This window comes from Arthrobacter sp. SO5 (genome assembly GCF_020532805.1).
Taxonomy (GTDB): domain Bacteria; phylum Actinomycetota; class Actinomycetes; order Actinomycetales; family Micrococcaceae; genus Arthrobacter.
Window position 1 is genome coordinate 1 of record NZ_MQTQ01000048.1, and the last position, 21,465, is coordinate 21,465.

22 protein-coding genes are annotated in these 21,465 nt (G+C 68.6%); 16 read left to right on the forward strand and 6 right to left on the reverse strand.

The window, feature by feature from the left end; translation table 11 throughout:
• The coding region (locus BJG92_RS08390) for a hypothetical protein (RefSeq protein WP_232083577.1) at positions 1–883 on the forward strand (883 nt) is incomplete at its 5' end.
• A gap of 28 nt (positions 884–911) precedes the next feature.
• Here the strand turns inward: BJG92_RS08390 and BJG92_RS08395 are convergent.
• Positions 912–1,370: an Lrp/AsnC family transcriptional regulator gene (locus BJG92_RS08395; RefSeq protein WP_232083618.1), complete on the reverse strand. Its 459-nt coding sequence runs from the start codon at positions 1,368–1,370 to the stop codon at positions 912–914.
• Positions 1,371–1,859: 489 nt separating this feature from the next.
• Between BJG92_RS08395 and gluQRS the strand changes: the two genes are divergently transcribed.
• From gluQRS to BJG92_RS08410, 3 genes are read left to right on the forward strand one after another with little or no spacing between them, the layout of a single operon-like run.
• Positions 1,860–2,741, forward strand: a complete 882-nt coding sequence (gene gluQRS / locus BJG92_RS08400; protein WP_232083578.1) for a tRNA glutamyl-Q(34) synthetase GluQRS — start codon at positions 1,860–1,862, stop codon at positions 2,739–2,741.
• A 36-nt stretch (positions 2,742–2,777) separates the two neighbouring features.
• On the forward strand, positions 2,778–3,407 hold the full coding sequence (locus BJG92_RS08405) for an HD domain-containing protein (protein WP_232083579.1): 630 nt from the start codon (positions 2,778–2,780) through the stop codon (positions 3,405–3,407).
• A 2-nt stretch (positions 3,408–3,409) separates the two neighbouring features.
• A complete protein-coding gene (locus tag BJG92_RS08410) occupies positions 3,410–4,417 on the forward strand; it encodes an NADP-dependent oxidoreductase (RefSeq protein WP_232083580.1) in 1,008 nt (335 codons plus the stop codon).
• A 77-nt stretch (positions 4,418–4,494) separates the two neighbouring features.
• Here BJG92_RS08410 and BJG92_RS08415 read toward each other — a convergent pair whose 3' ends face one another.
• Together BJG92_RS08415 and BJG92_RS08420 are read right to left on the reverse strand one after the other, a co-directional pair.
• A complete protein-coding gene (locus BJG92_RS08415) occupies positions 4,495–5,811 on the reverse strand; it encodes an ATP-binding protein (protein WP_232083581.1) in 1,317 nt (438 codons plus the stop codon).
• A gap of 144 nt (positions 5,812–5,955) precedes the next feature.
• The gene (locus BJG92_RS08420) at positions 5,956–6,912 is read right to left on the reverse strand and encodes an L-lactate dehydrogenase (RefSeq protein ID WP_232083582.1); all 957 of its coding nucleotides are present in this window, start codon (positions 6,910–6,912) and stop codon (positions 5,956–5,958) included.
• A gap of 249 nt (positions 6,913–7,161) precedes the next feature.
• Here BJG92_RS08420 and BJG92_RS08425 point away from each other — a divergent pair, with 249 nt between their 5' ends.
• On the forward strand, positions 7,162–7,539 hold the full coding sequence (locus tag BJG92_RS08425) for a type II toxin-antitoxin system Y4mF family antitoxin (protein ID WP_232083583.1): 378 nt from the start codon (positions 7,162–7,164) through the stop codon (positions 7,537–7,539).
• The gene (locus BJG92_RS08430) at positions 7,536–8,765 is read left to right on the forward strand and encodes a type II toxin-antitoxin system HipA family toxin (protein WP_232083584.1); all 1,230 of its coding nucleotides are present in this window, start codon (positions 7,536–7,538) and stop codon (positions 8,763–8,765) included. The genes BJG92_RS08425 and BJG92_RS08430 overlap by 4 nt, the downstream gene beginning before the upstream one ends.
• Positions 8,766–8,821: 56 nt before the next feature.
• Here the strand turns inward: BJG92_RS08430 and BJG92_RS08435 are convergent, their stop codons facing one another.
• Complete coding sequence (locus tag BJG92_RS08435; RefSeq protein WP_232083585.1) at positions 8,822–9,439, reverse strand: uracil-DNA glycosylase; 618 nt, start codon at positions 9,437–9,439, stop codon at positions 8,822–8,824.
• 442 nt (positions 9,440–9,881) lie between these two features.
• Here BJG92_RS08435 and BJG92_RS08440 point away from each other — a divergent pair, with 442 nt between their 5' ends.
• Positions 9,882–10,145, forward strand: coding sequence for a hypothetical protein (locus BJG92_RS08440; protein WP_232083586.1), 264 nt, complete (start codon positions 9,882–9,884; stop codon positions 10,143–10,145).
• A gap of 92 nt (positions 10,146–10,237) precedes the next feature.
• The gene (locus BJG92_RS08445; RefSeq protein ID WP_232083587.1) at positions 10,238–10,765 is read left to right on the forward strand and encodes a hypothetical protein; all 528 of its coding nucleotides are present in this window, start codon (positions 10,238–10,240) and stop codon (positions 10,763–10,765) included.
• Here the strand turns inward: BJG92_RS08445 and BJG92_RS08450 are convergent.
• Complete coding sequence (locus BJG92_RS08450; protein ID WP_232083588.1) at positions 10,762–12,258, reverse strand: amidohydrolase; 1,497 nt, start codon at positions 12,256–12,258, stop codon at positions 10,762–10,764. The two genes, BJG92_RS08445 and BJG92_RS08450, sit on opposite strands and share 4 nt — an antisense overlap.
• A gap of 109 nt (positions 12,259–12,367) precedes the next feature.
• Here BJG92_RS08450 and BJG92_RS08455 point away from each other — a divergent pair, with 109 nt between their 5' ends.
• From BJG92_RS08455 to BJG92_RS08490, 8 genes are all read left to right on the forward strand, one after another.
• Positions 12,368–12,922, forward strand: coding sequence for a hypothetical protein (locus tag BJG92_RS08455; RefSeq protein ID WP_232083589.1), 555 nt, complete (start codon positions 12,368–12,370; stop codon positions 12,920–12,922).
• Positions 12,919–13,974: a zinc-dependent alcohol dehydrogenase family protein gene (locus BJG92_RS08460; protein WP_232083590.1), complete on the forward strand. Its 1,056-nt coding sequence runs from the start codon at positions 12,919–12,921 to the stop codon at positions 13,972–13,974. Before BJG92_RS08455 ends, BJG92_RS08460 begins: the two co-directional genes overlap by 4 nt.
• A 198-nt stretch (positions 13,975–14,172) precedes the next feature.
• Positions 14,173–16,002, forward strand: coding sequence for a DUF4389 domain-containing protein (locus tag BJG92_RS08465; RefSeq protein WP_232083591.1), 1,830 nt, complete (start codon positions 14,173–14,175; stop codon positions 16,000–16,002).
• Between the two features lie 270 nt (positions 16,003–16,272).
• Positions 16,273–17,109, forward strand: coding sequence for a DUF4397 domain-containing protein (locus BJG92_RS08470; RefSeq protein WP_232083592.1), 837 nt, complete (start codon positions 16,273–16,275; stop codon positions 17,107–17,109).
• Positions 17,110–17,188: 79 nt separating this feature from the next.
• Positions 17,189–17,950 (forward strand): class F sortase, encoded by a 762-nt coding sequence (locus BJG92_RS08475; protein WP_232083593.1) that lies wholly within the window; start codon positions 17,189–17,191, stop codon positions 17,948–17,950.
• A gap of 50 nt (positions 17,951–18,000) precedes the next feature.
• On the forward strand, positions 18,001–18,579 hold the full coding sequence (locus BJG92_RS08480) for an RNA polymerase sigma factor (protein ID WP_232083594.1): 579 nt from the start codon (positions 18,001–18,003) through the stop codon (positions 18,577–18,579).
• Positions 18,566–19,360 carry an anti-sigma factor domain-containing protein gene (locus BJG92_RS08485; RefSeq protein ID WP_232083595.1) on the forward strand — a complete coding sequence of 265 codons (795 nt, stop codon included), beginning with the start codon at positions 18,566–18,568 and terminating at the stop codon, positions 19,358–19,360. Before BJG92_RS08480 ends, BJG92_RS08485 begins: the two co-directional genes overlap by 14 nt.
• 84 nt (positions 19,361–19,444) lie before the next feature.
• On the forward strand, positions 19,445–20,224 hold the full coding sequence (locus tag BJG92_RS08490; protein ID WP_232083596.1) for an SDR family NAD(P)-dependent oxidoreductase: 780 nt from the start codon (positions 19,445–19,447) through the stop codon (positions 20,222–20,224).
• A 54-nt stretch (positions 20,225–20,278) separates the two neighbouring features.
• On the opposite strand, the gene BJG92_RS08495 is transcribed toward BJG92_RS08490, so the two are convergent.
• Positions 20,279–21,397: a sulfite oxidase gene (locus BJG92_RS08495; RefSeq protein WP_374199780.1), complete on the reverse strand. Its 1,119-nt coding sequence runs from the start codon at positions 21,395–21,397 to the stop codon at positions 20,279–20,281.
• Between the last annotated feature and the right edge of the window lie 68 nt (positions 21,398–21,465).

Sequence of the window (21,465 nt, forward strand, 5' to 3'; positions counted from 1 at the left end):
CGCCGCGGGCGTGGGCGGGCTGGTGTCCGGGGCCGTCGCGGGGCGGAGCCGGGGGACGCTGGCGGTGGTGGGCGGTGTGCCCCGGCTGGGCAAGGTCCCGGGCCGGGGTCCCGGCAGGGCGCACAAGGCCGTGCATGCGGCGATCTTCGGCAGCACCGACCCGGACCGGCTGATCACTCTGGCCCGCGCCTACCCGGGCTGGGCCGGGCTGTGTTACCTGATGGCCGGTCTGCTGTGCCACTCGCACGGCGGCCACCTGCGCGCCGCCGAACTGCTCCAGCTCGGCATAGCGGTCGGAAACGACGAGGACGCGAACCGCTATGCGTCCGCCTACCTCACCGGTGTCATCACCCGGGCGGAGGTAGCGGAACGGATCGAGGTCCCGGTCCTGTTCAGCGAGGAGGCCGTGTTCCTGGCGCTGTCCCACTCGCTGCGGGAGACCGGACAGACGGAGGCCGCGCTCGCGGCGCTCACCGGGCTGCCGCCGTCGTTGCCCTCGGCACTGGCCCGGTGCTCGCTGGCAGCCGGGCTGCGGCGGGACGCGGAGGTCGCGGCGGACACGGAGGGGCTGCTCAATGGCGACGACCTGGCCGCCGCTCTGCTGCTGATCCGGGCCCGTTCCCTGTGGCGGCTCGGCGGGTACGGGGCCGCCCGTGCCGCCCTGCAAGAGGTCCTCCGGCGCCGGAAGACGGACTTCACCCTGCGCAGCGATGCCCTGACGGACCTTGCGCTGCTCCTGCTGGACAACGGGCGGAAGTCCCTGAACCGGCGGGGGTGGCAGCACACCAGTCCCGCCGAAATGGAGACGGTGACGGCCATCGGCAAGGACGCCGACCTGCATGAACTGTGGGACCGCGAATTCGGACAGGCCGACGGCGGCTGACGGGCGTGGCGCTTGCCCTGCACCGGGCTCAGGCGCCGAGCAGCCCCGTGGTCCGGTAGGGGATGACCTCGCGGAGGAACATGCTCGTGGACGTCCGCACAATTCCGGGACAGAGCCGGATTTCCTCCGAGACACGGTACAGATCATCCGGGCTCCTTGCCACCACACGGATGAGCAGATCGGTCTCGCCGGCCGGGGCATGGCATTCGAGGACCTCCGGGATGTTCCGCAGTGCGGCGATAGCCTCGTTCAGGTGGCTCTGGTCCAGCTCGGCACTGACCGACGCCGCCACGCCCCGGCCCAACGCTGAGGGCAGCACGCGGCTGCTGTTCGGCCGCAGCGCGCCCGACGCCGTCATCCGCTCGAGGCGCGACTGGACAGTCCCGCGGGCCAGACCCAGTTTCTGGGCCAGCACCATGATGGGCGCCCTCGGGTCTTCGTCGAGGGCGGCCAGGATCCGCCGGTCCGTCGCGTCGAGTTCCTGCAAAGTGACCACTTCCTGCGCATTGCTCCGGCCGCAATTGGTCGGATTGACCAATTTAAATGATGCCCGTTGCACCAACTGTAGGACTTCTGTTGAAATAGTGACAACAAAGGGATACAGGCTACCGCCGGATCCCCCAGGCTACAGGCTCCCCGGCACACCACCCGGACCCTGAATGAGGCTTCCCGCAAGGAACCCGCCGCTGATTGACACTTGTTCACGCATCGTCTGTCCGCATTCGCCGTTCTTCCTATTCGCAGTGCCATGGCCCGGAGCAATGCCCCGGGCCGGGCACGGCAAGAGCCCCTGAGCCACCGACGTCGGTTTTCCGAAGTCATCGGTAGCTGAGGGGCTCTTGCGTTGCTCCAAGGCAACGCGGGGTCACATCGCGCCCATTGAGGGGCCCGCGACGGGCCGTAGGTGACCCCGCGTTGCTGGAGGAGGGGCCGTTGCGGTGCTCCACGGCTGCGTTGCTCCCCCTAGGCTGGTGCCATGACCTCTGCCGGCCGCTTCGCACCCAGCCCCTCCGGCGAGCTGCATGTGGGCAACCTGCGGACGGCCATCCTGGCCTGGCTCTTCGCCCGCTCCACCGGCCGCCGGTTCCTGCTGCGCGTGGAAGACCTGGACCGCGCCCGGGCCGGCGCCGAGGCGGAGCAGCTCCGCGATCTGGCAGCGGTCGGCGTGGACTGGGACGGCGGCGTCGTGCGGCAGGCGGACCGCGGGCCGCTCTACGCGGCGGCCGTGGCCGGCCTGGCAGCAGCAGGGCTCACTTACGAGTGCTTCTGCACGCGCCGCGAAATCCAGGACGCCCCGTCCGCGCCGCACGCACCGCAGGGCGCGTACCCGGGCACGTGCCGGAACCTGTCCGTGGCCGAGCGCGATGCCAAGCGCGCCGTCCGGCCAGCGGCGATCCGGCTCCGTGCCGACGTCACGGAAGGGACCGTGCGCGACCTTCTGCACGGCAGCTACACCGGGGCGGTGGATGACTTTGTGCTCCGGCGCAATGACGGTGTGACGGCCTACAACCTCGCGGTAGTGGTCGACGACGCTGACCAGGGGATCGACCAGGTGGTCCGCGGCGATGATCTCCTGCCTTCCACGCCCCGCCAGGCCTATCTCGGCACCCTGTTAGATATACCCGTTCCGGAATATGCACATGTGCCGCTCGTGGTGAACGCCGACGGCGCACGGCTGGCCAAGCGCGACGGCGCCGTGACCCTGTCGGACCTGGCCCGGGCGGGCATGCAGACGGACGATGTGCGGGATGCGTTGCTGGCCTCCCTGGGGCTGCCGCCGGGGCCACTCCCGCGGGCCCTCGCGGTGTTCCGGCCTGCGGCGCTGCCCCGGGAGCCCTGGGTCTGGCCCCGCGCGTAGCCGTTGACGCTCCGCACAACCGCGTAGGCTTGAACAATGTCAGAACCAGCACTTCCCCGATTCACCGTCGAGACCGCCAAGGTCCTTGCCGAGGTGGCCCACAACCGCCAGAAGGACAAGCTCAAGCGGCCCTACCGCGAGCACGTTCTCGCTGTCGGTGACGCCCTGGCGGACTTCGACGACGACATCCGGATCGCCGGATACCTGCACGACATTGCGGAGGACACCCCGATGACCCGGCAGGCGCTCCTGGACATGGGTGTCTCGGAGCGGGCTGCAGACATCATCGAGCGCGTCACCAAGCGCCTGCACGAGAACCCGGATGACTACCAGGCCGGAATCCGCTACATTGCCGAAGACCACGACGCCACCCTGGTGAAGATCGCGGACAACGCGCACAATTCACTGCCGGAACGGGTCAAGGCGCTGGCGGAGAAATGGCCCGACAAACCGCCGGTGACCAGATATGACGAGGCCCGCCCGGTGCTCTTTGCTGCCGTGCCGGTCGAGGAAACCCGGAAGATTCTTGCCCGGATCAACCCGTGGCTGCTCGAGGAACTCGATGATCTGCTGGACGAGGCGGACGACACTGACTACGAAAACCTCTCCTATGAGGACGCGCCGGCAGGTTCCCCCGCCGCCGAGACCGAGACCCACCGGGACTGACCGTGCGGGCCTACGTCCTCACACGCTACGGCGGGGCCGGCGCCATGGAGTTCCGGGACGTTCCCGAACCCCAGCCCGGACCAGGCGACGTCCGGATCAGGGTCGCCGCCGCCGGGCTGAATCCGGTGGACTGCAAGATCCGCGACGGTGACCTGCGGCCCATCAACCGGCTCCGGCTGCCCGTCGTCGCCGGCTGCGAACTCTCCGGGACCGTGGACGCCGTCGGCCCCGGGCCCAACCGCTTCGCCGTCGGGGACCGGGTCTACGCCCGGGTGGAGAAGCATAAGCTCGGCGCCTTTGCAGAGCTCGTGTGCGTGGCGCAGGAGCTGGTGGCCCGGATGCCGTCGTCGATCGACTTCGCTGCAGCCGCAGGGCTGCCGCTGGCCGGGCTGACAGCGCTGCAGGCCCTGCGCGACGAACTCGCCGTCGGCCCGGGCACCAGGCTCTTTATCGCCGGCGGCGCGGGTGGCGTCGGCACGCTGGCGATCCAGCTCGCGAAGCATTGGGGGGCCGAGGTCACCACCACCGCGTCGCCCCGCGGCGAGGCCCTTGTGCGGAGGCTCGGCGCCGACCGCGTGATCGACTACACCCGGGAGGACTTCTCGCTGATGCTGCGGAACTTCGACGCCGTCCTGGATCTGGTCGGCGGCACGGTGCTCAAGGACTCCTTCAGTATCCTCAGGCCCGGCGGCCGCGTGGTGTCCATCGCCGGCGTGCCGGAGGCGCACACCGCGACGGAAGACCTTGGCGCGCCGCCGTGGATCACGGCCGCGTTCACCCTGATGAGCCGGGGCATCCGCCGGCGCGCCCGCAGGGCAGAAGCCAGCTACCGGTACCTGTTCATGCACCCCAGCGGGGACGACCTGCGGGTCCTGGCATCCCTCGTCGACGGCGGCCAGCTCCGGCCCGTGGTGGACAGTACCTACCCCTTCGCCAGGATCGCCGAGGCCTTCGCCGCGCTCGAACAGGGCCACGCCAAGGGAAAGATCGCGGTCACGCTCGGCCCCTGACCTACTGCATCGCGGGGTCACCTAGCGTCCATCCAAGGGCCCCGCATGGGCGGTATCTGACCCCGCGTTGCTTGGGGCTACACGCGGCCGAGGGCGTCGATGTCCTCGAGGAACTGCTGGTGGACCTCTTCGCTCACGGTGGTCCTCGTGTCCGCGATGGAGTCGAGGTAGTCCTGGGTGGAGGGGCCCTTGCGGACAGCCGCCCGGACGGACGCGCTGCCGCCGGAAGCCTGGCCGCCGTCGTCGTACACCGCCTTTTCCAGTGCCCGCTGGGAGGCGCTCCGGGCCGCGTACTCGATGTCCGCGGGCGAGAATCCCTGGCTCCGGTCCACCAAAAGCTCCACGTCCACGTCGTCCACCACTGTGGCGGGAATGAAGCGCTGCCACATGGCCTCGCGGGCCTGGCGGTCCGGCAGGCCGATGGGGATGACGTAGTCGAAGCGGCCGTGGCGCAGGAATGCGGTGTCCAGGGCCCTGATGAAGTTGGTGGCGCACACCAGCAGCCGGCCGGGCTGTTCGCGGAACGCCGGGATGATCTTCAGGAGTTCGTTGGTGACGCCCTGCAACGGCGACGGCGGTTCACCGGACCGCTGGGAGGCGATCTCCTCCACCTCGTCGATGAAGACAACGGCGTGCTCCAGCTCGGCGATCTCGAGGAAGGTTTCGCGCAGCGCACCGGCGAGGCCCTTGGGGTCGGAGGCGAGCCGGGAGGGGAAGACCTCCACGAAGGGCCATTCGAGCCGGGAGGCGATGGCCTTCGCGAAGGTGGTCTTGCCGGTGCCGGGCGGGCCGAAGAGGACGACGGCGCGCGGCGGCACCACGCCGTACTCGTCGGCGAGGTCGGCTTCCGCGAGCGGCAGCACGAGGCGGCGCTCCAGGAGTTCCTTCTCGTTGCGCATGCCTGCGACGTTTTCCCAGAGGTCGCGGGCCAGGATCCGGCCGCCTAGCAGGCTGAGGGGCTCGAGTTCCTGGCGCTGGACCGGGATTTTCCGCTCGAAATAGCGCAGATTCTTCTTCAGCATGAAGCCGCGGCTCAGGAACGCCTCCACCCGGGTTTCGGACTCCGGCATGAGCGCAGAGAGCTTGTTCAGCCCGTGCGGGGCCATCCGGTTTTCGACGGCGGCCAGCAGTGACGTACCGATCCCGCGGCCGCGGTATTCGGGAAGGGTGGCCAGGAAGACGATCCAGCCCTGGTCGTGGGCGGCGCGGCCGACGGCGGCGCCCACCACCTGGTCTCCCTGCACCGCGACGACGGCGTGGTCCTTTTCGCACGAGGCGAGGACCTCCGAAAGCGCGTACACCGGCTCGACATTCGTGGCCTTGAGGGATTCCCAGAGATGCAGGATCCCGTCAAGATCGGCCGAGTGGAAATCCCTGATTCGCCAGTTGGTCATGAGGTGTGTCTCCCGGGTGGATCGTCGCTGAGCCGCAGTGAGCCTGTCAGTCGAGCATATGCGAACCGCATCCGCGTGCGGTTGCCGGGACGTTGCGTTACGGTCCCGTGCCTCGGCTGCCGAGCGCCTCGGCTGCCCAGCGTCTCAGATGCCCAGCGTGGCCAGGCTTTGCTGCAGGGTCTCGGCCGAGTGGTGCAGGGCGGCGAGTTCGCCGTCGTCCATCGGCGTGTCCAGGATTTCCCGGACCCCGCCGTGCCCCACGATGCTGGGCAGGGACAGGGCTACGCCGGAGATGCCGTACTGGCCGTCCAGGACGGTGGACACGGGGAGCACTGCGTTTTCTGAACGCAGGAGCGCCTCCACGATCCGCGCGCCGGAGAGGCCGATCGCGTAATTCGTGGCGCCCTTGCCGGCGATGACCTTGTAGGCCGCCTGCGTCACCTCCAGTGCCGTCTCGGCCAGATGACCGGCGGTGAAGATGTGCTCCCCGGACACCTTCCAGCTGCGGATCGGGACCGTGCCGATCGTGGCGCCGGACCAGAGGGGGAATTCGGTGTCGCCGTGCTCGCCCACCATGCTGGCGTGGACGCTGGTGAGCGAGACTCCAGCTTTCCGTGCCAGCAGCCAGCGCAGCCGGGAGGTGTCCAGCACCGTGCCCGAGGAGAAAATCCGGTCGGGCGGCAGGCCGGAAATCTTCTGCGCCGCGACGGTGAGCACATCGCAGGGGTTGGTGACCAGCACGTAAACGGCGTCCGGGGCCTGCCGCAGCAGTTGTGGCATGAGTTGTTCGAGGATGCCGATGTTGGTGCCCGCCAGGTCCAGGCGCGTCTGGCCCGGAGCCTGCTTGGCCCCGGCCGTGATGACGACGACGTCGGCCCCCTGCACCGCGGCGATGTCGCCGCCGCCGGTGACCGTCACGGCTGCGGCCGCGAACTGGGTGCCGTGCGCCAGGTCCAGTACCTCTGCCTCCGCCTTGGCGGCGTTGACGTCGAAGAGAGCAACGCTGCTGGCCGAGCCGCGGATCAGGGCCGCATAGGCCAGCGAGGTGCCGACACTGCCGGCGCCGACGATCGCCAGTTTGGAACCGGGGTTCTCGGACATGGAGCTCCTCTTTAACTAGGCCGCGTTTCGCGGGGGCCGCCTTTCCCCCAAGGCCTGTCGCGTGGTGCGCAACGCCTCCATGATAGGTCGCGGGGCATGGCCGCGGGGCCGAAAGATCCAAACATCGGATACCGGCACGAACGTGCCGAAATGGCCCTATTCCGGGCCGCCGCTCGGGGTTAGACTGGAGAATCATTGAAATCGGTACGTTCGTTCCTATCCGATCTGGCCTACGAGGGGACATGTCCCGTGGCGGAGTCATTCCAGGACCGGCTGGCGGCCGGCGTCCGTGCCCGCCGCGGCACGCTCCGGCTGAGCCAGCGCGACCTCGCCGAGCTTGCCGGGGTGTCCGAACGGTTTGTCCGCTTCGTCGAGCAGGGCAAGCCCAGTGTCCAGCTGGACTTGCTGCTGGCGCTTCTGGCCACCCTGGGCCTCGAGCTGCAGCTGACCCCCCGGACCAGCTCCGCCGCCCGGGCCCTCGCCGGCGGGCCGGGTGCGGCGACGCACGGCGGGCCGGGCGCGGCCACGCACGGCGGGCCGGCCGCCGTCGAACTCCCCGAACGTGAGGCGACCGCGCTTGCACCCGCGCCCCACGCCGCGCCCGGGCCTGCGGCCCCGCGGCCGTGAGGCACCGCGTCGCGGACGTCTACAAGGCCGGGGTGCTGGCCGCGCGGCTGGAACGGTTCGGCGGCGGCACCAGGTTCAGCTACCTGCCGGCCTACCTCGCGTCCGGCGGCCCCGCCGTCGCCACCACCCTGCCGCTGGGCCCGGAGCCGGTGCTCTCTGCCGCGGGTGCCGCACCGCCGTACTTCACCGGGCTGCTGCCGGAGGGCCGGCGGCTGAACGCGCTGCGCCGGTCCGTGAAGACCAGCGTGGATGATGAGCTCGCTCTGCTCATTGTTGCCGGAGCGAACCCGGTGGGCGATGTGCAGATCGTGGGCCACGGCGAGAAACTGGACCCGGACGAGCACGCCGTGCAGCTGGATCCGAAATTGCCGGTGGACTTCGATGCGCTGCTGGGGGACTCCGGGCTGATCGATCCGGTGGCGCTGGCCGGGGTACAGGACAAGCTCTCCGCCGGGATGATCTCCATGCCGGTGGCGCGCGCGGGCCGGCGGTTCATCCTCAAGCTCAACGCGCCCGAGTTCCCGCACGTGGTGGAGAACGAGTTCGCGATGTTCCGCTACGCGGCCAAGCTGCGGATCCCGCTGAGCCGGGTGCAGCTGATCCGCGACGTCGCGGGCCGGCCCGGGCTGCTGGTGGAGCGCTTCGACCGGATTCCCGTTGTGGGCGGCCCGCCCGACGCGGTGCTGCGCCTCGCCGTCGAGGACGGGGCGCAGGTGCTGGGGCTGTACCCGGCGGACAAGTACAACGTGGGGTACGGGCAGGTGTGCCGGGCGCTCGCGGACTATTGCGGGGCACCGCTGCCGGCGCTGCGGAACCTGGCCATCCAGGCGGCCTTCGCGTGGCTCAGCGGCAACGGCGACCTGCATGCCAAGAACGTGTCCATGGTGCAGCAGCCCCTCGGCGAGTGGTCCGTCGCGCCGGTGTACGACATCCCCTCCACCGTGGTGTTCGGGGACAAGACGCTCGCTCTCACGCTGGACGGCAAGCGGAACGGCATTTCACGGCGGCACTTTCTCGCCTGGGCCAGCGGGCTGGGGCTCACCGACCGTGCAGCGGTTCAGGCGCTGGCGCTGGGGCTGAAGGCATCCGGCCCGCTCCTGGCGGATCTGGAGGCGGGGACGGCGTTTGCGTCAGTGACCGACGACGGCGGCTCACCGTTCCCGGCGATGGTCACCAGGGAGTGGGTCAAGGAACTCCGGCACCGGCGGAGGCTGCTGGAAGGCTGACATCACGGCTCCCGCAGGGCGACGCCCGGCGTCGGGCGCCCAGCGCGGCGGGCGCCTCAGAGGTGCTGGATGCCTGCCCGCTGCATGGCGTCCTTGTAGACCTCGACGTTCTTGTTCAGCAGCTCGTCCTGCTTGGTGGCCGAGACGGCAAAGGCGCGGCCGCCCAGGGCCGTGGCCTTGTAGATCTTGACGCCACGGTTCTTGAGCGAGGAGTGGTACGTCTTCTCGAACAGCGTCAGGAAGGCATGAGCATCGGCGCCGTGGGCAATGACGGCGGAGACGCGCTTGTTGATCTTCAGGAACTGGCGGAAGGGCCGCAGGCCGTCAGTCTTCTCCTGGACGTTCAGGGCGGATGGGAGCTCGGGGTCCCGCACCCAGGGGTAGGCGTTCCACGGCATCACGTAGCGCGGGTCGAGTTCCACGGCCTCGTAGATGGAGGTGGCGCGCCGGGCGGCCTCGTCATCGTTGAAATGCGAGACGAAGCCCGACTCGGTGCCCTTGCCGGGGGCGATGTGGAGGCTGACGATCCGGCACTCGTCCTCGTCGTGGACGGGATCGATGTAGGGGACGACCGACCCCGGCTTCTTTTCCATCAGTTCGTCGCAAAGCGCCGTTACGGCGGCGATGTTCGGTTCCTGTAGCAGGGTCTTCTTCTCGTCCCAGTCAATCGTCACGATTTCTCCCTCAGCGCTCGGCGTCCAGAATCAGGCGTCTTGTTCCACTCTACGCTTTTGGGCGCGGAGGCGTTTCCTGCGGCCCGGCGTCGACCAGAGGCGATCGGCCCCTAGCCACGTACGGACAGCCGGCGTACGCTTAAAAAGCCTGCAGGTAGCCACTTGATTAAGCCGGGCGTTCTGGACGTGAAAATGTCCGAGCCGTCTCATAGCGAGATCGCGAAGGTACCTGCAGGCCTTGCGTTCGCGAAACCCTCTCCTTTTGATATACGCCCCGAACCCCCACCTTTCGACGCCTCCCTGCCCGGGTGCCTGGAGTTCAGAGGGTCACCACTCACAGCATTAGTCAGCGCGGCCCGACGCTGGGGCCGGCCGCACCCCACACGACGGCGGAGCGCAGCCCGCAGTGGCACGCTCCCGTCCCCCAGTAAGGAGCATTACCGTGGCACTCTCCCTGGTATTCCACAAAGTCGCCGACTACGACGCCTGGCGCAAGGTCTACGATTCCATCGCCGACTTGCAGGCCGCGGGCGGGGTTACCCAGCAATCGGTGCACCGGATGGCCGGCGACCCCGATACCGTGCTGGTGCTTCACTATTTCGACTCGGTCGAGGGGGCTCGCGCGTTCTTCGACAACCCGGACCTCCGCGAGGCGATGCAGCGCGGCGGCGTCCAGGGCGAGCCGCGGATCGAGTTCTTCGAATAGGGGTACCCGAAGACCACCGACATTTCGGCGGCCAGGGGTCCGCGTATCCGTAAGCTTTGAAGGAACGCCCCGCCCGCCGATCCAAGGAATCCATGCCGCTCAACAGACAGTCACTGAAAGAGGACGGGTTCACCGGATTCCGGACGCTTGCGGACCTTGAGATCATGCGGATCCCGCAGAAACCGGGGATCTTCGCGGTCCTAAGGCCCGAAGGCTACCGCCCGCGGTTCCTCGCCAAGAGCACGGCGGGCGTCTTCAAGAAGAAGGACCCCTCCCTGCAGCCGGACGCGCTCGACGCCGAATGGGTTGACGACGCCGACGTCCTTTACCTGGGCAAGGCCGGGCCCGGGAGCAAAGGCAACCGCGGGCTCCGGAGGCAGGTTCAGGAGTTCGTGGACTTCGGCCTGGGCAAACCTCCGGGCCACTGGGACGGGCGGCTGATCTGGCAGCTCGCCGCCGCCAACAAGCTCATTTTTGCCTGGAAAGAGTTGCCTGCGGAGCAGCTGAGCGTTGCCGAAGCCGGCTACCACGCCGCGTTCGTGAAAGATTACGGCCGGCTGCCGTTCGCCAACCTTGTCCAGGCCAGAGTCAAAGGCAACTCGTCCACTGCAGCTGGCTAGTGGCCCCCGTGCGTAAACCGCCCCGCCACCAGCGTCGCGGCCACCGGCATCGCCGCGAAGACCGCATCCGGAACCGCGAGAGGGTCGCCGTCGAGCACGGCCAGGTCAGCCGGATTCCCAACCCTGATCCTGCCCCGCCCGCGCGTTGACGCCGTGAGTGCCTCCTCCCGGGTGAGGGCCTGCTCCGGATGCCACGGGCCGCGGCCGTCCTGCCGGGTGCGGGTGGTGGCCGCGGACATGGCAGTCCAGGGCTCCAGCGCCGCCACCGGCGCATCCGAGCCCAGGGCCAGGATGGCGCCGGCGTCCAGCAGGGAGCGCAGCGGGAACGCCCGGTCGGTGCGTCCGGCCCAGTTGGAATCGGCTGCGTCCCGGTCGTCGAGGGCATGGGCCGGCTGCACGCTCGCGGTCAGCCCCAGCTCACCAAAGCGGGCGAAGTCCTGGCGCCGGACAAACTGGGCATGCTCAATCCGTCCGCGGATCCCTGCCGCCGCGAACGCGTTCAGGGCCACCTCGTTGGCGCCGTCGCCGATCGCGTGCACAGCCGGGACGAAGCCGGAGTCCCGGGCGCGGCCCAGCAGCTCCAGCAGCTCCGCCTCGCTCACGGTCAGCAGGCCTCGGCCGCCGTGCGGATACGGATCGACGCAGTAGGCCGTGCGGGTGTTGAGCGAACCGTCGATCAGGACCTTGAGCGGGCCCACCCGCACCAGCCCGTTTCCGCCGTCGAGGGGCTGCCCGGTGCGCATGCCTGCCCCGATGGCGCGGTCCAGATCCTGCGGATAGACGCCGGCGTCCACCCGGAACGAGTCGAATCCTTCTGCGACCCGCCGCCGCCACACGTCACGGTTCCAGGTCATTTCGAAATCGACAATCCCCACGATCCCGCGCGCGGCAGCGGCCTGCGCCGACTCCCGGACCCAGGCGTCCACGACGGCGTCGGGAAGTTTGCCCAGCTCACGGGTCAGGTGAAAGGCCGGGTCTTCGCGCAGCAGCCCGGAAGGGTCCACCGCCACTTCATAACGGGAAGCCGCCGCGCTGTTAAGCCACACGCAGTGCAGGTCATGGCTGAGCAGGGCCACCGGCAGTCCACGGGTCGCGCCGTCGAGCAGCGCCAGGCTGGGAACGTCCGCCCAGCCGGCGTCCCGGAACCCGACGCCCACCACCGTCAGTCCGGCGCCGTCGTCGTCCAGGCGGGCAATTGAGGAACGCACGACGTCGGCCGCCTCCCCCGCCGACGCGGCGCCAGAGAGATCGATGCGGTTGGCGCCGAGGGCCCACTGCGTCATGTGGACATGCTCATCCCACAGGCCTGGAATGACATACCGCCCGTCCAGGTCCACTTCGCGGGATCCGGGAACAACGGGCAGCTGCCCCGCGGGGCCGATCCGCGAAACTTCGCCGTCAAGCACCTGAATGTCGAGCAGGGCCGATTCACCGGGGATCCGCACGGAGGCAAGTCGAAGGGCGGTCACGTCAGCGGCAGGGGATTGAGGCATAGCCAACAGGCTAGGTGCCGGAACCCGCAGCGCCAATCCGGACCTGCCGCGCCGTCCGCGCCAGCCGCCCCGCCGGACAAGGGACTTTCGCCCCTTACTCCCTGCAAACTTGCAGGTCATGCTGGATTTTGGGCAGTTCCTGCACGGCCATTGGGGGATGAACCGCCTGTTTCACCAGCTGTACGGTCTCGCTACAACATTGGGGAAGGAAATGGCACTTCCGGCTTTCCCGCGTCAGCAGGAGAGCCGGAGACCGCAGCAACATGAGTACGCAAAAAGAAGCAGCGAAGATTCAGGCACTGTCGACCGCACGGGCACGGGTGCCGGGGGACTCATGGACACGCACGTAAGATCGCCACGCCTGAAAGTGACGATCCGCATTGACGACCATCAGGAAATTTCCCGGATCGAGGTGCACGGTGTGGTGACGGCCGCAAACATCAGGGCACTTTACGTCGTATGCCGCCGGGTCACCGCAAAACTTCCCCGCCACGAAATCGTCATCGACCTGGCCCACGCCCGGGTATCGGCGGCCGCCATCGACCAGCTGCGCGAAGGCGCTCGCCGGTCCGTGCTGTCGTCCGGAATCGACGCCTCTGAAACACCCTGCCGGCTCCGCATCGTGGACCCGCCCAACATCCTCAAAATCAAGGAGCATGTGTGAAAGCCCTCGTCTATGGCGGTCCCGGAGAGAAATCCTGGACCGACGTCCCCGACCCGACCATCCAGAGCCCCAGCGACGTGATTGTCAGAGTGGACACGACCACCATCTGCGGCACGGATCTCCACATCCTGAAGGGCGATGTCCCCGCCGTGACGAAGGGAAGGATCCTGGGCCATGAGGGCGTAGGAACCATTACCGAAACCGGCTCCTCGGTGACCAGCCTGAAGGTGGGGGACCGCGTCATCATCTCCTGCATCAAGTCCTGCGGGCACTGCGCCAATTGCAGAACCGGCCTCTACTCGCACTGCATGGGCGAGGAAGGCGCAGCCGGCATTGGGTGGGTGTTCGGGCATCTCATCGACGGAACCCAGGCCGAGTACGTGCGCGTCCCTTACGCCGAAAACTCGCTTCACCTCCTCCCCGAGGGCGTCACCGACGAACAGGCCGTTATGCTCTCCGACATTCTGCCCACGGGCTTTGAGATCGGCGTGCAGTACGGCCGCGTCAAGCCCGGGGACACCGTTGCCGTGATCGGCGCCGGGCCGGTCGGCCTCGCCGCGATCGCCACTGCCGGCCTCTACGGCGCCGCCACGATCATCGCCGTCGACCTCGACGCGAACCGCCTGGAGAAGTCCCGCGAATTTGGCGCCACCGACGTCGTCCTTTCCGGGGACGCCGATTGGAAAGAGCAGGTGCTCGCCCTGACCGACGGGCAGGGCGTGGACGTGGCGATCGAGGCGGTGGGCATCCCGGCAACTTTCAGCATGTGCACGGAAATCGTCCGGCCCGGCGGCAACGTGGCCAATGTCGGCGTGCACGGCAAGCCCGTGGAGCTCCACGTGGAAAACCTCTGGATCCAGAACATCAACATCAGCATGGGCCTGGTCAACGCCAACACCACGCCGATGCTGCTCAAGCTCGTCGCCCAGAAGAAGGTGCCGGCGGAGAAGTTCGCCACGCACCATTTCAGCTTTGACCAGTTCCTCGAGGCCTACGACACGTTCTCCCGCGCCGCGGAAACCAAGGCGCTCAAGGTGGTGATCACTGCGTGAGAGCCCATGCCGTTTTACCCAGGCGGCTAGGAGGGACCACTGCGCCGCGGCGACATTGAAGGCGACATTGAAAGGGCCCGGGGCTGGAGAAAGACACGGCTCACCGTGTTGGGCTGAGTGCAGGGACTGCAGGCCGTGACTGCGGCCAGGGGTGTGAACCGGGAGTCCCGGGAGGGACCATCTGAAAGGACGGCGGCCATGCGACCAGGCCGGATTGTCATGCTCATCCTCGGGACGCTCAGCGCCCTCTTCGGTTTGGGGCTGCTGGCTGTCGCCGGCGTCGCGGGCTGGGCCAATTACCAGCAACGCGATAACAGGTATTTCACGTCGCCGTCGGAACGCTACTCATCCGACTCCTATGCCCTGACCTCACCCCGCCTCAGCATCATGACCCAAGGCGGCCTGTCCGACTCCGCCCCCATCGACGTCGCGGGCAGTGTCATGCTGCGCGGCTCAGCGGATGCGGGCAAGGACATCTTCATTGGAATCGCGCCCCGCAACGATGTGGCGGCGTATCTTGCGCAGGTGAAACACTCCGAGATCGCCGAGGTCCGATTCTCGCCGTTCCGCGTGCTCTACCGTGATGTCCCGGGCCCCAGGACCCCCGCGCGGCCAGCCGATCAGAGTTTCTGGACCGCGTCGGCCACCGGACCGGGCGTGCAGCAGCTCGAATGGGACATCAGGTCTGGCAGCTGGGCCGTCGTCATCATGAACGCCGACGCCAGCGCCCCGGTCGCCGTGGACATGCAGGCCGGGGCCCGCTCGGACCTGCTGTGGCCCGTCTTCATCGGACTGCTGATCGGCGGCATCATATTCCTTCTGATCGGAGTGCCCCTGATCGTAGCCGGTGCGGTGGGTCTGGGCCGCGGGAAGGGTGGGCCGCCGTCGGCCGGCCCACGGCTACCCGCGCACGCTTCCGGCGCGCAGGAGCCGGCGGCGCAGGTTTACTCGGGAATGCCCCCCGCCGGCCAGCCCTACGCCGGCCAGCCTTACGCCGCGGGAATGCCGCCTGGCGGGGGAGCCGTCGTGTATCCGGCCAGGCTCAGCGGCTATCTTGACCGGGATTTGTCCCGCTGGCTGTGGCTGGTCAAGTGGTTCCTGGCAATCCCGCACTTCATCGTGCTGTTTTTCCTGTGGTTTGCCGTCGCCGTGGTCACCATCGTGGCCTGGTTCGCCATCCTGTTCACGGGCCGGTATCCGCGCTCGCTGTTCAACTTCACCGTCGGAGTGCTCCGCTGGAGCTGGCGGGTTGCCTTTTACGCCTACGGTGTACTGGGCACGGACCGCTACCCGCCCTTCACCCTGGAGCGCACCGACTACCCGGCCGACTTCGACGTTGACTACCCCGAGCGGCTGTCCCGTGGCCTGGTGCTCGTGAAATCCTGGCTGCTCGCCATTCCGCACCTGCTCATCATCGGCGTGCTGACCGGGACAGCAAGGACCTGGGTAGGGCGCGAAGGCGACGTGGTGCAGCAGAGTGTGGGGATTTCCCTGCTCGGGCTGCTCGTGTTCATCGCCGGGGTCATCCTGCTGTTCAAAGGCGAATACTGGCGGGGACTCTTTGAGTTGGTGATGGGCCTGAACCGCTGGATCTATCGCGTTATCACTTACGTTTTCCTGCTGCGGGACGAGTATCCACCGTTCCATCTGGACATGGGGCCAAGGGATCCCGGGGATGCCCCCGCGCTTCCCCACGGCTGGCCGCCGCCCGGACCGGCCCACGCGGTTCCGCCGGGTGACTGGCCGTCCGCAGGCGGTCCGCCAAACGGACTGCCCGTTGGCGGGCCACCTGCCGGCGCGCCCGGCGGGTCGGGTCGCGGCGCGCACGCTGGGACCGAGGCGGGGTTCTACGGCGTTGGCGGGCCCTCGGTCCGGCCCGAGGGCAATGCTCCCACGGGCGCCCCGAACGGGACCTTCGAACCCGGATCCCCGGGTGCCACTGGCGGTCCTGACGCCCCCCACGGAACAGGCGCCTCAGGACCTACTCCGGACAACACCGCCGGCCCCGCGGCCCGGCCGCGCGCCTAGCCGGCCCCGCGGCCCGGCCGCGCGCCTGGCGGCCCTGGTAAGCACCTGCGCGCGCGGCGGCCCCGCGCCGTGCCGGCCCCGCTCCCGGCAGGCACCTGCTGCCCGGCCGCTGTCCGGAGCCGCCAGCCGCGTGTTGCGCCCGCCCCTGGCCGCGCCTGTGCCTCCTTCCAAGAAACATCCACCTGCAAGTGCATCCGAACGGCCCCGTATGCCGGTAGTAGGTGTGTAAGCAGAAATCGCCCGCCTTCCGGGCCGTTGAAGGAGATGTAAATGCGTACCAGCCTTTTCGCAGCAGGCGCGGTGGCCATCGCGGCAGCTCTCACCCTTGCCGGCCCCGCCCAGGCGGCCGAGTCCGACGCCCAGCTGTCCGTCCTCCACGGAGTGCCGGGCCTCACCGTTGACGTTTGGGTCAACGGTGAAAGAACCCTTGACGATTTCACCCCCGGCACCCTGGCCGGACCGCTGGCCCTGCCGGCCGGGGACTACGAACTTGCCATCACCGCCGCCGATGCCGCGGACGCTTCCGCCCCGGTGATCGGGCCCGTGAAGGTCAGCCTCGCCGCCAGCGGCAACTACACGGCCGTGGCCAACCTCGATGCAGGAGGCAAACCGACGGCCAACTTCTTCACCAATGACGTTTCGCGGATCGATGCAGGCAAGGGCAAGCTCACAGTCCGCCACACGGCGGCGGCTCCCGCCGTGGACGTCCTCGCCGGCGGTGCCCCCGTCATCTCCGGACTGGCCAACCCCAATGAGAAGACCCTGACCCTGGACCCCGGCACCCTGTCCGTTACGGTGGCCGCCGCCGGCACCACGGCTCCGGTGATCGGCCCCGCCGATGTGACGGTCGCGGAAGGCACCCACACGGTGGTGTACGCGTGGGGCAGCCTCGCGGACAAGAACCTTAAGCTGGCCGTGCAGAACATTGAGGGTCTGCACTCCGCCCCTGCCGGCGTTCCCGGCGGACGCTCCGGCGCCGCTGACGCCGGGACTGCAACAGGTGCTCAGTCAGCCGCCACGGTAGGCATCGGCGCCGTGATCCTCTTGCTCCTTGCCGGCGGCGTCGCTGCGTCCCGCAGGCAGAAGCCGCTCCGCCGCGTCCTCTAGGTCGCAACCGCTACTCCGGCCGCCCGGCACCCCCCCCGGGCGGCCGGCCCCTGAGCGCCAGCACGGCGGGAGGACGGACATGACACGCATGACGACGCCGGAGGCCACCCGGCGCCACACGGTACGGTCGGCCGCGCAACACTCGGCTGCGCGGATCGCGGCTGCCGCCGTCACGATGGCACTCATGATCGCGGGTTGCGGCTCTCCCCCGGAGGCCGTCACTCAGCTACCCCCGGCCACGCAGACTCAGACGGCCGGCCCCGGCACCGGGCGGCCCTTCACCGAGCCACCGCAGCCCACGCAGCCACCGACGCCCACACAGCAGGCGCAGCCTGCTCCCGCCCCGAGCCCAGCCATCCCGGTCCGCCCGGCAACTCCTCCGGCCCGGGCGCCCGAGGACCCGGCCCCGCGCTTCCTCTCGGTGCAGGGAACCACCATCAGCATGCCCATCGTGGAGGTGGGAGTCAGTCCGGACGGGGCCATGGTGATCCCGGAGCCCTTCAACGAGGCCGGCTGGTACCGCTTCGGTCCGGCGCCCGGAGCCGCCGCCGGCACCGCGGTGGTCGCGGCGCACGTCGATACGACCTCGGATTCGGCACCCTTTTCCCAACTCAAGTCGCTCGCGGCGGGCACGCTCGTGACAGTGCAGCGCGAAGGGGCCGCACCCCTGACTTTCCGGGTGACCGGGGTGGAACTCATGGCCAAGAATGCGTTCGACGGCGCGTCGGTCTTCCGGCGAGACGGCCCGCCCCAGCTGAAGCTGGTCACGTGCGGCGGTCGATGGCTGGACGAACAACAGGACTACGGCGACAATGTGATTGTCACGGCGGATCCGGCATGATGCAGGACGCAGCGCTCATCACCGCAAACAGCAGTCGGAAGGAGCCTGGATTGGCACCTTTCGACCAGGCGGCTTCTGACTGGGACGCCGGACTGAATGAGTCCTTCGCCGCCGGTGAGGAACGCGCGTTGGCCGAGGCGTACCGGCAGTTTTCCCCGCTGGTACACACGCTTGCGCTACGCGCCCTTCGCAACCACGCCGCGGCCGACGACGTCACCCAAGAGGTCTTCATTCGCGTTTGGCGCTCGCGGGCGACGTTCGACCCGGCCAAAGCGAGGCTCCCAGCCTGGATCGTTGGCATCACCCGCAACGCGATTACGGATGCCAGGGCCGCCTCCATGAGGGAAACCCGGAAAGTGCTGGCCGTCGTCGAGGTCAGCGCGGATGCAGACGAGGCGGCAATGTTTGCCGGCGCGGAGGTCCTGGCCGATCGCCTGATGCTTGACGGGGAATTGGAGCGGCTGGGGGAGCCGCAGGGGTCCATCCTGAAACTCGCGTTCTACGATGACCTGACGCATTCGCAGATCTCACAGAAAATGGACCTGCCGCTCGGTACAGTCAAGAGCCACATACGCCGAAGCCTGTCCCTACTGAAAAACCGATTGGAGGCAGACCGTGCAGCATCTTGATCCGGAGTCTTTGAGCCTGCTCGCCCTGGGCGAAGTACTCGACGACGGCGCGGCGGACCACCTCCGGTCCTGCGACAGCTGTGAAGCGGAATACCTTGGCCTCCGCCGCGCTGTGTTGGCGGCAAGGCCCGGGCCCGACGCCCCGCTGGAGGCGCCCGGACCGCAGGTGTGGGCAGGAATTCATAGCGCGCTGGGGCTTTCCCCCACCGTCGCCGCCGACCCGCTCGCTTCACCGAGGTCCGGTTCCCCGGCGGCAGCGGCAGAACCAGCGTCAACGCCCGGTTCACCGACGCCGCTCGTGTCCCGGAAGGAAAAGGCCGGCCGAAAAGGAGAGCCCGGCGGGGGTTCCGGTTGGATTCGCCGTCCCGGCGTGTGGCTTGCTGCCGCGGCGGCGACCGCACTGGTGGCGGGCGGCGTCTTCTGGTCCGTGCGCCAGAACCAGCCCGTTGTCACGCCGCTCGCCACGGCGCAGCTTGCCCCGGTAGACCAGCATTCCGCTACCGGGTCGGCCAGGGTGGTCGAGTCCAAGGACGGACAGCGCAGCCTGGAGCTCACGCTCAACCGGGACGAGGCGAGGGGATACCAGGAAGTCTGGCTGATCGCGCCGGATCTCTCACGGCTGGTTAGCCTGGGCATACTGACCTCCGATTCCGGCACTTTCCCGGTCCCGGCCGGCCTTGATCTGGCCGCGTATCCGATCGTGGATGTGTCCGACGAAGCGGTCGACGGCAACCCTGCCCACTCCAGTGTGAGTATTGTCCGGGGCACACTCGCCTCCTGACCCGGGGGGCGCGCCCTTGCCAGTTCCCCCCGGCGAGAACATAGTGGAGGGAATTCACCACTGCGCGGCAGGAGGCAGGGGACCATGCTGAACAACGAGGCGGCGGCAAACGGTTTGCTGCAGGGCAAGACCGCGTTGATTTACGGTGCGGGCGGCGCCATCGGCGGAGCCGTGGCCCGGGCCTTCGCAGCCGAGGGCGCCGTGGTCCATCTCGCCGGGCGCACCGCGGCGCGGCTGGAAAAAGTGGCCCGGGACATCCACGAGGCGGGCGGGCAGGCGGAGACCGCCGTCGTCGATGCCCTCGACGAGGAACAGGTCGGGGCGTTCGTGGACCGGGTGGCCAGGAAGAGCAAGCGGATCGACATCTCCTTCAACGTGATCTCTTTCGGCGACATCCAACAGCCGCTCATGGAGATCGATGTCGATGATTTCACCCAGCCCATCACGCTGGCCACACGCACGCAGTTCCTCACGACCCGCGCTGCGGCGGCGCGCATGACCAAGCAGCGTTCCGGCGTTGTCCTGATGTTCGGCGGGTCCGGCCCGCAGACCCTGCCCGGGCTCGGCGGTTTCAAGGTCGCCCTGGACGCGATGGAAGGGTTGCGCCGGCAATGGGCGCTTGAGCTGGGCAAACACGGTGTCCGCGTGGTCACCATTGTCTCCGGCGGCATCGTGGAGACGATTCCGTGGCAGGCGGAGGGGCGGGAGGAGATTGTGGCCGAGACCACCAGGGCCGCCCACCTGAACCGCACCGCGACCCTGGCGGACGTCGGGAACGTCGCCTGCTTCCTCGCCTCAGACAAGGCGGGAGCCATCACCGACGCCACGGTCAACATCTCCGCCGGCGCGATCGTTGATTACTAGGGCAACTGGCGCCGCACCCGGGCACCGGACCGGCTCAACCCGCGACTTGACTGTCTACTCAACCGTGACCTTGACCCGCTGGACCACGTTGTTGCCCATGCCCTGGTAGTTCCAGGCCTGTTCCAGCGGTTGCACGGCACCCGAAGCGTCCGTGGCGCGGCAGGTCAGCTCGTGCTCGCCAGGATCGGCAACCCACGGCATCGACCACGCGCGCCAGGCGAAAGGCGATGCCGAGTGCTCCAGATGGGCCGCTGACCACTCGCCGTCGATCCCGACCTCCACCCGCTGCACCTCGCCCTTCCCGGACCACGCCCGTCCGGTCAGCATCACCGGTCCGGCGGCCAGGACCCGGCTCCGGGTGAAGAAGTCCGGCACACCGGGCGGGACCATCAGCGAGCGGACCTTCATCCACGTGACAGGCGTCCCGGCGTCGTCAGCGTCCTGCTGGTAGCGGTACGCGACCGACTGCTGGAAACCGTCGAAAGGCTTCGTCACCACGTTGATCGTGGACAGCCACTTCACGCTCGCCATGCCATACCAGCCGGGGACCACCAAGCGTAGCGGGTAGCCGTGCTGGGGCGGCAGCTCGGCACCGTTCATCCGGTAGGCCAGCACGACGTCGGGGCGCAGTGCCTCGCCGATCGGCAGGCTCCGCGCGTACTGCTGGCGCACGCCGCCTTGGATCCCGGCGTCGGCGCCGGTGAACACCACCTCGACGGCGTCGTCCTCTACCCCGGCCTGGGCCAGCAAGTAGGCCAGCGGAACCCCGGTCCAGGTGGCGGTACCCACGCCTTCCAGCATCCACGGCTGGCTGAGCGGGCGGGGCCGCAAAAGGGACCGGCCGTTTCCCGCACATTCAAGAGTGACGGGCAGGCTGATGCTGGGCGCCCGCCGCAGTGCCCGGAGGCTCAGCTCCAGCGACCGCTGCACAGCGCCGCCAATCCGCAGATGCCAGTTGTCGGCGTCGATGTAGGGAATGTCGAAGTGGTTCAGCAGGTAGTGCAGCCCGGCCGGGGTGGTGTCATTCCGGAGCGCCTCGAGCGGCATCGAATGGTTCCGGACCGCGAGCTGGAGTTCTTCGCCCGTCAGGGGGCCGTGGCTCGGCTCGCCGGGGGCGGTGAGCTTCCCGGCCTGCCGGCGCGGGTTCTTCAGGACCGAGGAGCGCCTGGACATCTGCTTTGGCATGGGGAGCCGCGATTCTGTTCCGGACCAGCCCCGTTTTGGCCGGTGTCACCTGATTT

Coding starts and splice junctions, on each gene's coding strand:
- BJG92_RS08495 (WP_374199780.1), bottom strand. CDS start 21,397: ATGTCCAGGCGCTCCTCGGTCCTGAAGAACCCGCGCCGGCAGGCCGGG.
- BJG92_RS08405 (WP_232083579.1), top strand. CDS start 2,778: ATGTCAGAACCAGCACTTCCCCGATTCACCGTCGAGACCGCCAAGGTC.
- BJG92_RS08465 (WP_232083591.1), top strand. CDS start 14,173: ATGCGACCAGGCCGGATTGTCATGCTCATCCTCGGGACGCTCAGCGCC.
- BJG92_RS08490 (WP_232083596.1), top strand. CDS start 19,445: ATGCTGAACAACGAGGCGGCGGCAAACGGTTTGCTGCAGGGCAAGACC.
- BJG92_RS08445 (WP_232083587.1), top strand. CDS start 10,238: ATGCCGCTCAACAGACAGTCACTGAAAGAGGACGGGTTCACCGGATTC.
- gluQRS (WP_232083578.1), top strand. CDS start 1,860: ATGACCTCTGCCGGCCGCTTCGCACCCAGCCCCTCCGGCGAGCTGCAT.
- BJG92_RS08470 (WP_232083592.1), top strand. CDS start 16,273: ATGCGTACCAGCCTTTTCGCAGCAGGCGCGGTGGCCATCGCGGCAGCT.
- BJG92_RS08415 (WP_232083581.1), bottom strand. CDS start 5,811: ATGACCAACTGGCGAATCAGGGATTTCCACTCGGCCGATCTTGACGGG.
- BJG92_RS08475 (WP_232083593.1), top strand. CDS start 17,189: ATGACACGCATGACGACGCCGGAGGCCACCCGGCGCCACACGGTACGG.
- BJG92_RS08450 (WP_232083588.1), bottom strand. CDS start 12,258: ATGCCTCAATCCCCTGCCGCTGACGTGACCGCCCTTCGACTTGCCTCC.
- BJG92_RS08420 (WP_232083582.1), bottom strand. CDS start 6,912: ATGTCCGAGAACCCCGGTTCCAAACTGGCGATCGTCGGCGCCGGCAGT.